Source organism: Pseudomonas sp. NBRC 111119 (assembly GCF_001320125.1).
Taxonomy (GTDB): Bacteria; Pseudomonadota; Gammaproteobacteria; order Pseudomonadales; family Pseudomonadaceae; genus Aquipseudomonas; species Aquipseudomonas parafulva.
In genome coordinates, this window is the sequence record NZ_BCAV01000046.1 from 1 (window position 1) to 12,814 (window position 12,814).

Annotated in this window: 14 protein-coding genes; 7 read left to right on the forward strand and 7 right to left on the reverse strand. The window is 62.5% G+C overall.

The window, feature by feature from the left end:
- Together rimK and APH25_RS17405 are read right to left on the reverse strand one after the other, a co-directional pair.
- The coding region (rimK, locus tag APH25_RS17400) for a 30S ribosomal protein S6--L-glutamate ligase (protein ID WP_060482797.1) at positions 1 to 822 on the reverse strand (822 nt) is incomplete at its 3' end.
- Positions 819 to 1,301, reverse strand: a complete 483-nt coding sequence (locus APH25_RS17405; RefSeq protein ID WP_028635352.1) for an ATP-dependent zinc protease — start codon at positions 1,299 to 1,301, stop codon at positions 819 to 821. The genes rimK and APH25_RS17405, both read right to left, overlap by 4 nt.
- Positions 1,302 to 1,410: 109 nt before the next feature.
- On the opposite strand from APH25_RS17405, the gene APH25_RS17410 reads away from it, so the two are divergent.
- Complete coding sequence (locus APH25_RS17410) at positions 1,411 to 1,812, forward strand: RNA-binding S4 domain-containing protein (RefSeq protein WP_060482798.1); 402 nt, start codon at positions 1,411 to 1,413, stop codon at positions 1,810 to 1,812.
- 27 nt (positions 1,813 to 1,839) lie between these two features.
- Here APH25_RS17410 and APH25_RS17415 read toward each other — a convergent pair whose 3' ends face one another.
- Positions 1,840 to 2,634 (reverse strand): phosphatase PAP2 family protein, encoded by a 795-nt coding sequence (locus APH25_RS17415; protein WP_028635350.1) that lies wholly within the window; start codon positions 2,632 to 2,634, stop codon positions 1,840 to 1,842.
- 109 nt (positions 2,635 to 2,743) lie between these two features.
- Here APH25_RS17415 and hslO point away from each other — a divergent pair, with 109 nt between their 5' ends.
- From hslO to APH25_RS17430, 3 genes are all read left to right on the forward strand, one after another.
- Positions 2,744 to 3,643, forward strand: coding sequence for an Hsp33 family molecular chaperone HslO (gene hslO, locus APH25_RS17420; protein ID WP_060482800.1), 900 nt, complete (start codon positions 2,744 to 2,746; stop codon positions 3,641 to 3,643).
- Positions 3,644 to 3,822: 179 nt separating this feature from the next.
- Entirely contained in the window at positions 3,823 to 5,364 is a 1,542-nt protein-coding gene (locus APH25_RS17425; RefSeq protein WP_028635348.1) for a phosphoenolpyruvate carboxykinase, read from the forward strand.
- Between the two features lie 108 nt (positions 5,365 to 5,472).
- On the forward strand, positions 5,473 to 5,907 hold the full coding sequence (locus APH25_RS17430; RefSeq protein ID WP_028635347.1) for a thioesterase family protein: 435 nt from the start codon (positions 5,473 to 5,475) through the stop codon (positions 5,905 to 5,907).
- A 54-nt stretch (positions 5,908 to 5,961) separates the two neighbouring features.
- On the opposite strand, the gene APH25_RS17435 is transcribed toward APH25_RS17430, so the two are convergent.
- The 3 genes from APH25_RS17435 to fdhD form a co-directional block, all read right to left on the reverse strand.
- Positions 5,962 to 6,453: a glycine zipper domain-containing protein gene (locus APH25_RS17435; protein ID WP_028635346.1), complete on the reverse strand. Its 492-nt coding sequence runs from the start codon at positions 6,451 to 6,453 to the stop codon at positions 5,962 to 5,964.
- Positions 6,454 to 6,655: 202 nt separating this feature from the next.
- Positions 6,656 to 9,001: an FdhF/YdeP family oxidoreductase gene (locus APH25_RS17440; RefSeq protein ID WP_060482801.1), complete on the reverse strand. Its 2,346-nt coding sequence runs from the start codon at positions 8,999 to 9,001 to the stop codon at positions 6,656 to 6,658.
- A gap of 5 nt (positions 9,002 to 9,006) precedes the next feature.
- Positions 9,007 to 9,837 carry a formate dehydrogenase accessory sulfurtransferase FdhD gene (fdhD, locus tag APH25_RS17445; protein WP_060482802.1) on the reverse strand — a complete coding sequence of 277 codons (831 nt, stop codon included), beginning with the start codon at positions 9,835 to 9,837 and terminating at the stop codon, positions 9,007 to 9,009.
- A 190-nt stretch (positions 9,838 to 10,027) separates the two neighbouring features.
- Between fdhD and lysM the strand changes: the two genes are divergently transcribed.
- Positions 10,028 to 10,471 carry a peptidoglycan-binding protein LysM gene (lysM, locus tag APH25_RS17450; protein ID WP_060482803.1) on the forward strand — a complete coding sequence of 148 codons (444 nt, stop codon included), beginning with the start codon at positions 10,028 to 10,030 and terminating at the stop codon, positions 10,469 to 10,471.
- A 99-nt stretch (positions 10,472 to 10,570) separates the two neighbouring features.
- Here the strand turns inward: lysM and yrfG are convergent, their stop codons facing one another.
- Positions 10,571 to 11,233: a GMP/IMP nucleotidase gene (gene yrfG, locus APH25_RS17455; RefSeq protein ID WP_060482804.1), complete on the reverse strand. Its 663-nt coding sequence runs from the start codon at positions 11,231 to 11,233 to the stop codon at positions 10,571 to 10,573.
- 64 nt (positions 11,234 to 11,297) lie between these two features.
- On the opposite strand from yrfG, the gene nudE reads away from it, so the two are divergent.
- Positions 11,298 to 11,864, forward strand: a complete 567-nt coding sequence (gene nudE / locus APH25_RS17460; protein ID WP_028635341.1) for an ADP compounds hydrolase NudE — start codon at positions 11,298 to 11,300, stop codon at positions 11,862 to 11,864.
- Positions 11,861 to 12,679, forward strand: coding sequence for a 3'(2'),5'-bisphosphate nucleotidase CysQ (gene cysQ, locus APH25_RS17465; RefSeq protein ID WP_060482805.1), 819 nt, complete (start codon positions 11,861 to 11,863; stop codon positions 12,677 to 12,679). Before nudE ends, cysQ begins: the two co-directional genes overlap by 4 nt.
- The last annotated feature ends 135 nt before the right edge of the window (positions 12,680 to 12,814 follow it).

Genomic DNA, 12,814 nt, shown 5'->3' on the forward strand with positions numbered 1-12,814 from the left:
GGTGGTCACTTCAATGCCCTCCAGCCCGGGCGATGAGTTCACCTCCATCACCAGCGGCCCATGGTTGGAACGCAAAATATCCACACCCGCCACGCTCAAGCCCATCACCTTGGCCGCACGAATCGCGGTAATCCGCTCTTCAGGTGTGATTTTGATCAGGCTGGCGACGCCGCCCCGGTGCAGGTTGGAGCGGAACTCGCCTGGCTTGGCCTGACGTTTCATCGAAGCAATCACCTTGTCGCCCACCACGAAGCAGCGAATGTCGGCGCCGCCGGCCTCCTTGATGTATTCCTGAACCATAATGTTCTGTTTCAGGCCCATGAACGCTTCGATCACCGACTCGGCCGCCTGGGTTGTCTCGCACAGCACCACGCCGATGCCCTGGGTGCCCTCCAGCACCTTGATCACCAGCGGCGCGCCGTTGACCATCTGGATCAGGTCGGGGATGTCGTCTGGCGAGTGGGCAAAGCCGGTGATCGGCAAGCCGATGCCGCGCCGTGACAGCAATTGCAGCGACCGCAGCTTGTCCCGCGAGCGGGCGATGGCGACCGACTCGTTCAGTGGGTACACCCCCATCATCTCGAACTGCCGCAGCACGGCACAGCCGTAGAATGTGACCGATGCCCCAATGCGCGGAATGACAGCATCGAACCCTTCCAGTGGCTTGCCGCGGTAGTGGATCTGCGGCTTGTGGCTGGCAATGTTCATGTAGGCACGCAGGGTATCGATCACTACCATTTCGTGGCCACGCTGGGTACCGGCTTCGACCAGGCGGCGGGTGGAATACAGACGCGGATTGCGCGACAGCACAGCGATCTTCATGCAGCACCTGTTAATGAAGAGAGGGTGGCCGGAAAGGCCGGTTTGTCCTGCACATATTTAACGCCAGGGTTGACCACAAGTTGGCCGTGGACCAACGCCTTGGACCCTAGCAACAGGCGGTAGCGCATGCTCTTGCGGCAGGCCAGGGTAAATTCCACCGCCCACACCCTGTCACCCAGCGCCAGCGACGTTCGGATCACATAGCGTGTCTGGGCATGGCCATTGGAGCTTCTGATGGTTTTTCGGGTCACCAGTGGGGCTTCGCAGCGGCGGTGACGCAATTGCACCACCGTGCCCAGGTGCGCGGTAAATCGGACCCATGGCTCGCCATTGCGTTCGAATGGCTCGATGTCGGTTGCATGCAGGCTGGAGGTGCTTGCACCGGTATCGATCTTGGCGCGCAGCCCCGCCACGCCCAGGTCGGGCAGGGCGACCCATTCGCGCAGGCCGATTACAGTCAGATGATCAAATGTCTTCACAAAACGCACCCTGCGGATGAGGTAGTGAACTGTAAGCACGGCGGGGATTTTTTGCATCCGATGGTTACGGTAGTACAGTTCCGTGAAACACAGTGTTCGAGGTATGGGGATGGCACAGAAAGTCGAAGATGACGACAAAGTTCGCCTGGACAAATGGCTGTGGGCTGCGCGCTTCTACAAGACCCGCGCCCTGGCCAAGGCGGCCATCGAAAGCGGCAAGGTGCACTGCCGTGGCGAGCGATGCAAGCCGGGCAAGGAGCCGCGGGTGGGTGACGAGTTTGTGCTGCGCACCGGGTTCGATGAGCGCACCGTGGTGGTGAAAGCGCTTTCTACCGTGCGCCGTGGGGCGCCAGAGGCGCAGACGCTCTATGCCGAAACCGAAGACAGCATCCGCCGCCGTGAGCAGGCGGCCGAATTGCGCAAGGCCGGGGCAGTAGGCGTGACCACCGATGGGCGGCCAACCAAGAAGCAGCGCCGGCAGATTCACCAGCTGCACGGCAATTTTGACTGAAGGGGCCGCCAGGCGGCCCCCTTCACGCTAGCGCACTACCGCCAGCCTGTTGATCAACGGCAACCTGGCCGCAAACCTGAACAGCGGCGCGGTCCAACGCACCAGCGCCGCAGTGCTGTGGGCGGCCAACGGTGTGTACAGGCTCCAGCCCAGTGCCAGCACAGCCATCAGCAGGCCACCGATGTAGTCGTCCTGCCCCCAGTGGGCGCCGGCCACCAGGCGTGGCAGCATGAACAGCACTGCCAGGCCCCAGATCACCAGGTATTGCCCAATGCGGCGGCTGAACACGCTCATGAACAGCGCCCAGATAAGCAGCACCGAGGCGTGATCGCCCGGGAAGCTCTTGCTGGAACGGTCTTTCAGTTCCCAGGAGGACTCCAGGTTGGGGTAGTAGTCACTCAGGTGCACAGCGCTGTCGAACATCATCGACGGGCTGTTGTGCTGCCAGCCGGCAGCGTCCACCCACTTGGAAAACAGCGCACGAATCACCACTAAGAGCAGTAGCGTGACCAGAAAACCAAAAAACGCCTGGCGAACCTGCACGGCCTTGAACACCCAGTTGCCACGAATCAGCGCCGCCAGCAGGATCAGGCCCACGACGATGTCGAACGGGCGCAAGCTGCCAACGGTCCAGATGTAACGCCAGGTAGTGTTCTCGGCCAGCGGCGCGTTCAGGGTATGGAACAGCCATTCGTCGAATGCCAGGCACAGGCTCTGGCCAACAGGCCATAACCAGAAACACAGTAGTGCGATGGGCAGTAGCGTGCACGCTACCAAGGGTCCCCAGGACCACCTCGCTTGGAACAGTGGTCGATTGTCCATAAGATACCTCTATCTCCTAATAGGGAAATGAGCGCCCGAAGGCGCCCCACGGCGGGATTTGTAATTCTCCGCAATCATTTTGTCATCATTTTCAGATAGCCAGACACCCATGAGCGATTTGCCAGATACCGATTTCACCCAACGTTTCATCTTCGACGAGCGCGACGTGCGCGGCGAGTGGGTGTCTCTCGATGACAGCTACGCCGCCGTGCTGGCGCGTCACCTATACCCCGCGCCCGTGCAGGCGTTGCTGGGCGAGCTGATGGCCGCCACTGCCTTGCTGGTCGGCGCGCTCAAGTTCGATGGCCTGCTCATTCTGCAGGCGCGTTCTGCCGGCCCCATCCCCTTGTTGATGGTGGAGTGCTCTGGTGAGCGCGACATTCGCGGCATGGCCCGTTACGAAGCCGAACAGATCGCCGCCGACGCCACCCTCGCCCAGCTGATGCCCGACGGGCACCTGACCCTGACCATCGACCCGGTCAAGGGCCAGCGTTACCAAGGTACCGTGGACCTCGACGGGGCCAACCTGTCGGAGTGTTTCACCAATTACTTTGTTCAGTCCCAGCAGCTGAATACGCGGTTTTGGCTGAATACCGAAGGCGGCAAGGCCCGTGGCCTGCTGCTGCAGCAACTGCCGCGTGATCGCCAGCCCGATGACGAAGAGCGTGAAGAAAGCTGGCAGCATGTGGTCGCCCTGGCCAGCACGCTGAAAGCCGACGAGTGGGCGCTGGATAACGAAACCCTGCTGCACCGCCTGTACCACGAAGATGCCGTGCGCCTGTTCGATGTGCAGCCGCTGCGTTTCAACTGCAGCTGCTCGCGCGAACGTTCCGGCAATGCGCTGGTCAGCCTTGGCGAAGAAGACGCCAAGGCGCTGGTGGAAGAATGTGGCGGTACGGTGGAGATCGATTGCCAGTTCTGCAACCAGCGCTATTTCTTCGATGCCAATGATGTCGCACAGCTCTTTGCGGGTGGCGGCACGGACGTGGCCTCAGAAACTCGTCACTGAAACGTTTCACTACAGGAGAATCTCCTGTCGAATTGCGCAAAAGCTCGGTTCTGACAGGAGGGGCCTACTTTTTTTGGGCGTTTCTGGCATAATCCGGCCACTTTTTTCGCTGTAGTAGTTTTTTCGAGACGACTACAAAACGTTTGGAGCACTCGGCCTCGGGCCGGATGGGGTATCTCATGACGCAAGCCAACAACACCGTGTACACCGACCTGAGCGTCGATGAGCTGGTAAAAGAAGCGCTGCAACGCGGTGAAGGCGTACTAGCCGATACTGGTGCACTGGTCGTGGAGACGGGCCACCGTACCGGCCGTTCCCCGGCTGACCGTTTCATCGTCGAAGAACCTTCCACCCAGGATGCTATCGCCTGGGGCCCGATCAACCGCAAGTTCCCGGCCGACAAGTTCGATGCCCTGTGGGACCGCGTCGAGGCGTTCAACAACGCCCAGGATCACTTCGTTTCCTACGTTCACGTAGGTGCGGCAGCCGACCACTACCTGCCGGTGAAGATGACCACCCAGACTGCCTGGCAGAACCTGTTTGGCCGTTGCCTGTTCATCAACCCGGAGCAGTACAACCCTGCTGGCCGTGATGAGTGGCAGGTGCTGAACGTTGCCAACTTCGAGTGCGTACCCGAGCGTGACGGCACCAACTCCGACGGTTGCGTGATCCTCAACTTCGCCCAGAAGAAAGTACTGATCGCCGGCATGCGTTACGCGGGTGAAATGAAGAAAGCCATGTTCTCGGTGCAGAACTTCCTGCTGCCGGCTGCCGACGTGCTGCCAATGCACTGCGCTGCCAACATCGGTGAAAACGGCGACGTTACCCTGTTCTTCGGCCTGTCCGGCACCGGCAAGACTACCCTGTCTGCCGACGAAAGCCGTTACCTGATTGGTGACGACGAGCACGGTTGGGGTGAGGGCGTGGTGTTCAACATCGAAGGCGGTTGCTATGCCAAGTGCATCGACCTGTCGGAGAAGAACGAGCCGGTTATCTGGAAGGCCATCAAGCACGGCGCCGTGCTGGAAAACGTGGTAATCGACAACAACAAGCATGCCGATTACAACGACGTCAGCCTGACCCAGAACAGCCGCGCTGCCTACCCGCTGGAGCACGTTGCCAAGCGCTCCGAGGCCAACCTGGGCGGCGAGCCCAATGCGGTGATCTTCCTCACCTGCGACCTGACCGGTGTTCTGCCGCCGGTGTCGATCCTGAACAACGAGCAGGCGGCCTACCACTTCCTGTCCGGCTACACCGCGCTGGTTGGCTCCACTGAAATGGGTTCGGGCGGCGGCATCAAGTCGACCTTCTCCACCTGCTTCGGCGCGCCGTTCTTCCCGCGCCCGGCTGGCGAGTACGCCGAGCTGCTGATCAAGCGCATCAAGGGCTTCAACTCCAAAGTCTACCTGGTGAACACCGGCTGGACCGGCGGTGGCTACGGCGTGGGCAAACGCTTCAACATTCCGACCACCCGTGCGGTGATCGCTGCCATCCAGAGCGGTGCGCTGGTCGGTGCCGAAACCGAGCACCTGGGCATCATCAACCTGGACGTGCCCAAGGCTGTTCCGGGCGTCGACACCGAGCTGCTGAACCCGCGTAACACCTGGGCGGACAAAGCGGCCTACGACGAGGCCGCTAAAGGCCTGGCCAAGCTGTTCATCGAAAACTTCAAGAAGTTTGAAGTGTCCGACGCCATCAAGGCTGCTGGCCCTCAGCTGTAAGCTGACCTGGGCAGTACCGCAACATCCGGGGCCGCTTTGCGGCCCTGATTTTTATCCCGGATTTCTGTTTCACTGTCTGCATCCCTTGCCAAGACATGAGCCAGCCCGATGATCCAACCCCCTCCGCGCACCGCCTTCACCCACTTCCACCCTGTGCTCACCCGCCCCCAGGACAATGACGTTAACGGTCACATTGCCGGTGCAACCGTGCATGGCTATTTCGAGGCTGCCATTCAGGCGTTCCTGGTGGAGCAAGCCGAACTGGACTTGCGGGACGGTGAACTGGCCGCTTTCGTGGTCAGCGCTTCGGCAGACTTCTACGCCTTGCCAGCATTTCCGGATGTGCTGGAGGTGGGCTTGGGCGTGGCGCGCCTGGCTGGCAGTACGGTGGAGTATCGCCTGGCGCTGTACCGCCCTGGCGAAGCCCAGGCCTGCGCTGCAGGCACCGTGGTGCAGGTGTTCATCGAACGCGCCAGCGGCCAGCCCGTTGCATTGCCGCAGCCGCTGCACACGCTGTTGTCGGCGCTGCTGGTACAGCCTTGACGAAAAAGCCCCGCCATGAGGGCGGGGCTTTTGCAGTGCGGCCTGGCTGAGCCATCAAGGGTGGCGATGGCGGCCATGCTTGCGGTGGCCGTAATGCGGGCCTGGGCCCGGGCCGCGGTCCCAGTGACGGCGGTCGTCGTAGTCGCGACGGTACCGGCGATGGTCGCGGCGGTCATCCTGGTCGGCCTTGTTACCCATGTAGTTACCCAGCGCGCCGCCGGCACCGCCGCCCGCGGCTGCACCGATGTAGCTACCGGTGGTGCCGCCCACCGAGCGGCCGACCACGTTGCCGCCCGCTGCACCCAGTGCGCCGCCAATGGCCGCCTCACCGCGCTGGCGCTTGTCGGCACCTACCGCGCTGCCTGCCGCACCGCCCAGGCCCGCGCCGATGGCCCCACCGGTGCTACCACCGATGGACTGGCCAACGACTGAGCCCAGTACCCCACCCAATGCGCCGCCAATGCCGGCCTCGGTGGTGCCGCCTGCCATGGCAACGCCGCTGAGCAAGCTGAAAGACAACAACAGAATCGAGGAGTACTTCTTCATCAAGAGAGCCTCAGAGTTAGGACGAGGCGAATTTGCGGGTAACCTGCGTGGCTGGCAACGTAAATCCGACGAGCTGCACGAGTTGTACACAATTCTGTAAGTTGTTGAATTAGCTATGAAACTTAAACTGTTTTTGGCGGTCTTAGACCTTTATGACAAAGCCCTGAACCTCACCGGAACAGGGCTTTTTCGTTGATGGCCGTTACACAATGCGACCGTTGTCCTCGGCCCGTTCCAGCTTGATGGCGATGAACTTCGAGGTGGGCGTATGGCTGCCATCGCCAATGCTCTCCAGCGGTACCAGCGGGTTTACCTCGGGGTAATACGCCGCGGCCTGCCCTGCCGGTATGTCGAACGCCAGGAGGGTGAACCCGCGCACACGGCGCACATGCTCATCGCCCCACAACGACACGATGTCCACCTTCTGCCCCGGCTGGAAGCCCAGGCGGATGATGTCCGCTTCGTTGGCAAACAGCACGTCGCGCTGGCCACGCACGCCCCGGTAGCGGTCATCCAGGCCATAGATGGTGGTGTTGTACTGATCATGCGAGCGCATCGACTGCATGATCAGGTCCGGCACTTGGCCGCTGGCCCGTACCCGTTCATCCAGCAGGGTGTCTGGCAGCAGGTTGGCCTTGAAGTTGGCGCGGCCGGTGGCGGTTTTCCAGTCGCGGGTGGCTGCACTGTTGCCCAGGTAGAAGCCGCCCGGGTGGCGCATGCGCTGGTTGAAACCGGTGAAGCCCGGGATGGTGTCAGCGATCAGGTCGCGAATACGGTCGTAGTCAGCCACCAGCCAGTGCCAGTCCACCGGGCGCTTGCCCAAGGTGGCGGCCGCGATGCCGGCGATAACGGCAGGTTCTGAACGCATCTGCGAAGACAGGGGTTTGAGCTGCCCATTCGAGCCGTGCACCATGCTGAACGAGTCTTCCACCGTGACGGCCTGTGGCCCGTCGGCCTGCAGGTCGATATCGGTGCGGCCCAGGCACGGCAGAATCAGCGCTTGCTTGCCATGCACCAGGTGGCTGCGGTTGAGCTTGGTGCTGATGTGCACGGTCAACTCGCAGTTGCGCAGCGCCTTGGCGGTGCGTTCGGTATCCGGGGTTGCCTGGGCAAAGTTGCCGCCCAGGCCGATGAACACCCGGGCACGCCCGTCCAGCATGGCGTGGATGGCCTCGACGGTGTTATGGCCATTGTGGCGAGGCACCGGGAAGCCAAACCGCTTTTCCAGGGCATCGAGCAGCGCCACCGGTGGGCGCTCGTTGATGCCCATGGTGCGGTCGCCCTGCACGTTGCTGTGGCCACGCACTGGGCACAGGCCTGCGCCCGGGGCACCGATGTTGCCGCGCAGCATCTGCAGGTTGACGAGTTCCTGGATGGTGGGCACCGAATGGCGGTGCTGGGTGATGCCCATGGCCCAGCACATGATCACCCGCTTGCTGCGGCAGTACATGCGGGCCGCCAGCTCGATGTCGTGCAGTGGCAGCCCGGCCTGGGCCTGGATGTGCTCCCACGGGGTAGCATCGACCACGGCCAGGTAATCCTCAACGCCATGCCCGTGCTGCGCAATGAAGGCATGGTCCAGCACGGCGGGTTCACCATTGGCTTTGGCCTCGCGTTCCCACTGCAGCACGAACTTGGCCATGCCGCGCAGCATCGCCATGTCGCCGCCCAGGGCTGGGCGGAAGAATGCCGTGTTGGTAGGCCGGTCGCTGTTGGTGAGCATTTCCAGCGGGTTTTGCGGGTGCTGGAAGCGTTCCAGGCCGCGCTCTTTCAGGGGGTTGATGCACACCACCTGGGCGCCGCGCTTTACCGCATCGCGCAGCGGGTCGAGCATGCGCGGGTGGTTGGTGCCGGGGTTCTGGCCCCACACAAAGATGGCGTCGGCGTGTTCGAAATCGTCGAAGGTCACGGTGCCCTTGCCCACACCCACGCTTTGCCCCAGGGCTACGCCGCTGGCCTCGTGGCACATGTTCGAGCAGTCGGGGAAGTTGTTGGTGCCGTACGCCCGCACGAACAGTTGGTACAGGTAGGCCGCCTCGTTGCTGGCCCGGCCGGAGGTGTAGAACTCGGCCTGGTCGGGGGTGGCCAGCTTGTTCAGCTCACGGGCGATCAAGGCGAAGGCAGCGTCCCAGCTGATGGGCTGGTAGCGGTCGCTGCCGGCGTCGTACGCCATCGGTTCGGTCAGGCGGCCTTGGTACTCCAGCCAGTAATCGCTTTGCTGCAGCAGCGAAGTAACGCTGTAGCGGGCGAAGAAGGCCGCGTCGACACGGCGCTTGGTGGCTTCCCAGTTCACCGCCTTGGCGCCGTTTTCGCAGAACTTCACCATGCCGCTTTCCGGGGAATCCCCCCAGGCGCAGCCCGGGCAGTCGAAGCCGCCGTTCTGGTTGGTCTTGAGCAGTGCGCGAATGTTCTTCAGCGCGTTGTCACTGCCAACCCAGGCCTTGGCCACGCTGCGCAGCGCTCCCCAGCCGCCGGCGGGGCCGTGGTAGGGCTTGTAGCGTGGAGGGGAGGCTGGGGCGTTGTCCGGTAGATGCTGGTACGAGCTCACGACTTTTACGACTCCGCCGCGGGGCTATACACCCGCGGTGCACTGTGTTTGGGCAGGTGGATAAGGTTGAGGTTGTGCTTGCGCGCCCATTGCAGGGCAAGGCCGGTGGGTGCAGACAGGCTGACCAGGGTCTGGATGCCGGCGCGCAGGACCTTCTGGATCAGTTCAAGGCTGCAGCGGCTGGTGACGATGGCCAGGCCACCCTGGCTGTCGATGCCTTGGCGCAGCAGGGCGCCGATCAGTTTGTCGAGGGCGTTGTGCCGGCCAATGTCCTCACGGCCCATCAACAGTTCGCCGTGCCGGTCCATGAACAGCGCCGCATGCACCGCGCCGCTGTGCTGGCCCAATGGCTGAAACACATCGATGCGCTTGCGCAGGTTCACCAGCCAGTCAGCTGGTGGCAGCGGGGCGCCAGGCAGTTTGGTCAGTTCTGGCAGCGCCTGCTCGAGCGCCTCGACACCGCACAGGCCGCAGCCGCTGGTGCCGGCCAACTGGCGGCGTTGGTTTTTCAGGTTCCAGAAGGCGCGGCTGGAAATTTCCAGGTCGGCGTACAACGATGCACCGCTGCCCGACAACTTGACGTCATAGATTTCTGCCGTGCTTTCAACAATGCCGCTGCCCACGCTGAAACCGACGGCAAAGTCTTCCAGGTCGGTGGGGCTTACCAGCATCACCGCCTGGTTCAGGCCGTTGTAGACAATGGCCAGGGCCACTTCTTCAGCCAGGGGGGTGGTGTCACGCTGGCCGTCGTCCAGCTGGACGTAATCGTAGGTGTTGCTGGCGGCGGGCATGGCCAAGGCTGATGAGGCCGCGCAGAACGGGGGCTTGCTGGTCATCGGGGCTTGCTCTTGATCGACGCAATCGGCGGCATTCTGAGGCCACAAGCCTAGGCTTGCAGGCTGGCGCCGTCTAATTGCTAGGGTCTATGTAGTGATAGACCGCGTCGATTGGTCGCAGTGCAGCGACAAGTTGAGTCTTGACCTAGACTCCGATGTCCAACGGGTTCACGTCAACAAGGAGAGCGTCATGAGTCTATTCAGCTTTGTGAAGGAAGCAGGCGAGAAGTTGATCGATCTGCTGACCCCCGGCAATGCCAATGCCGAGGAGCAGTTGAAGAAGCACGTGGAAAGTGTTGGCCTGGGCAACCCCAATATCACTGCCACAGTGGAGGGCGACGACAAGGTCATCCTGAAGGGTGAGGTGGCCAGCCAGGAAGAGAAAGAAAAGATCATCCTGGCGGCGGGCAATATCCATGGGGTGGCCAGCGTTGAAGACCAGATCACGGTTACCGGGCCTGCGGCACAGGCTGCGCGTTTTGTGACGGTGGAGAAGGGCGACACGTTGAGTGCCATTTCCAAGAAGGTGTATGGCGACCCCAACAAGTATCAGAAGATCTTTGAGGCCAACAAGCCCATGCTGTCGCACCCGGATAAGATTTACCCAGGGCAGGTGCTGCGTATTCCTGACTGATCAGCGGTGCAGTTTCGCGAGTGAACTCGCTCCCACAGGAATAGCATTTGTCGGCATTTCCAAAAACCTGTGGGAGCGGGTTCACCCGCGAAGAGGCCCTCAAAGGCCAGCCAACAATTCCCGGTAGTCTTCCACCGCGGCGAACTCCGCCGTATCACGCGGTTGTGCCTGGCTGTCGGGTTGGCGCACCGCCAGCAGATGGGCGACACCAAACTCCCTTGCGCTGCGCAAAATCGGCAGGGTGTCATCGATAAACAGGCTACGCCCTGGCTCAAAGCCGATATCCGCCTGCAACGCATCCCAGAACTGCGGGTTCTCTTTCGGGAAACCGTAATCGTGGGAGCTGATCAGCCGTTCAAAATACGGCGCCAGCTCCACCCGCTCCAGCTTCAGCGACAGCGAATCCCGGTGCGCGTTGGTGATCATCACCACCCGCTTGCCCGCCTGGCGGATGGCTGCCAGGAAGGTGTCGGCGTCGGGGCGCAGGGCAATCAGGTGGGCGATTTCCTGCTTCAGCTCGCGGATCGGCAACCGCAGCTCGCGGCTCCAGAAGTCCAGGCAGTACCAGTTCAGCGTGCCGGCATTGCGCTCGAACAGCGGCTCCAGCTCCATCTGTGCCATGGCCCGGCTTACCCCGTGCAGTTCGGCGTAGCGCTGGGGCAGGTGGTCCAGCCAGAAGCGGTTGTCGTAGTGCAGGTCGAGCAGGGTGCCATCCATGTCCAGCAGGACGGTGTCGATGGCGGACCAGGGAAGAACAGGCATGGGAAACTCTCGTTCAGTCGGCAAGCCACGGTATAGTAACCCGTTCACGCCAAGGAGCCGCCCCATGCGCCAGAAACCCACCGTACTCAGCCGCGAAATCGTCGCCAGCAGCCGCCTGTTTCGCGTCGAAGCCGTGCAGCTGCGCTTCAGCAACGGCAACGAGCGTACCTACGAGCGCCTGGTGGGCCGTGGCAATGGTTATGGTGCGGTGATGATCGTGGCCATGCTGGATGCCGAGCACGCCGTGCTGGTAGAGGAGTACTGCGGCGGTACCGATGAATATGAGCTGTCGCTGCCCAAGGGCCTGATCGAGCCGGGTGAAGACGTGCTGGCAGCCGCCGACCGTGAGCTCAAGGAAGAGGCAGGTTACGGTGCCCGCCAGTTGGAGCACCTGACCGAGCTGTCGCTGTCGCCGGGCTACATGAGCCAGAAGATCCAGGTGGTGCTGGCCACCGACCTGTACGAAGAGCGCCTGGAGGGCGACGAGCCGGAGCCGATGGGGGTGGACAAGGTCAACCTGCGCGAACTTGCTGCCCTAGCCATGCACCCGCAGTTCAGCGAGGGGCGCGCGCTGGCCGCGTTGTACCTGGCCCGCGACCTGCTCATCCAGCGGGGGCTGCTGTCGCTATGAACGACCTGCAACTGATGCATGAGGTGGTGAAGCTGGCACGGGTGGCGGGCGATGCCATCCTGCCGTTCTGGCGCGCGGGCGTTGAGGTGACCAACAAGGCAGACGACTCACCGGTGACCGCCGCCGACCTGGCGGCGCATCGGGTGATTGCCGATGGCCTGCTGGCGCTGGCACCGGCTGTTCCGGTGCTGTCCGAAGAAGACTGCGACATTGCCCTGGCCGAACGCCAGGGCTGGAGCCGATGGTGGCTGGTGGACCCTTTGGATGGCACCAAGGAATTCATTGCCGGCAGTGAAGAATTTACCGTTAACATCGCCTTGGTCGAACAGGGCGAGGTGGTGTTTGGCGTGGTGTCGATGCCCACCAGTGGCCGCTGCTATTTTGGTGGTCGCGCCTTGGGCGCCTGGCGTGCCGAGCCGGGTCAGGCGGCTGCGCCGATCCGGGTGCGCACGGCCCCGCCTGAGGGTGAGCGGTTTACAGTGGTGGCCAGCCGACGGCACTCCAGCCCGCAGCAGGAAGCGCTGCTGGCCGGGCTGGGGGCCACGGTGGGCGCGCTTGAGCTGGCCAATGTGGGCAGTTCGCTGAAGTTCTGCCTGCTGGCCGAGGGCAGCGCCGACTGTTACCCACGCCTGGCGCCGACGTCGCAGTGGGACACTGCAGCGGCGCAGGGTGTGGTAGAAGGTGCCGGTGGTGAGGTGCTTGGGGTGGATGGCCTGCCGTTCCGCTACCCGGCGCGGGAGTCGCTGCTGAACCCGCACTTCGTGGCGTTGCCGGCCAAAGCAGTTTGGCGCGAAGCCTTCCTTCGGTTGATCTAATTCCTCCCTCACAGGCCTGTATTTAGCAGGGACCTGTGGGAGCAACTGTCTTCCACAAAGTCTGAATGCTGGCGCAATCCACCTTGTGGGAGCAACTGTCTTCCACAAGATCTCAAAACTGGCGCAATCACCGTG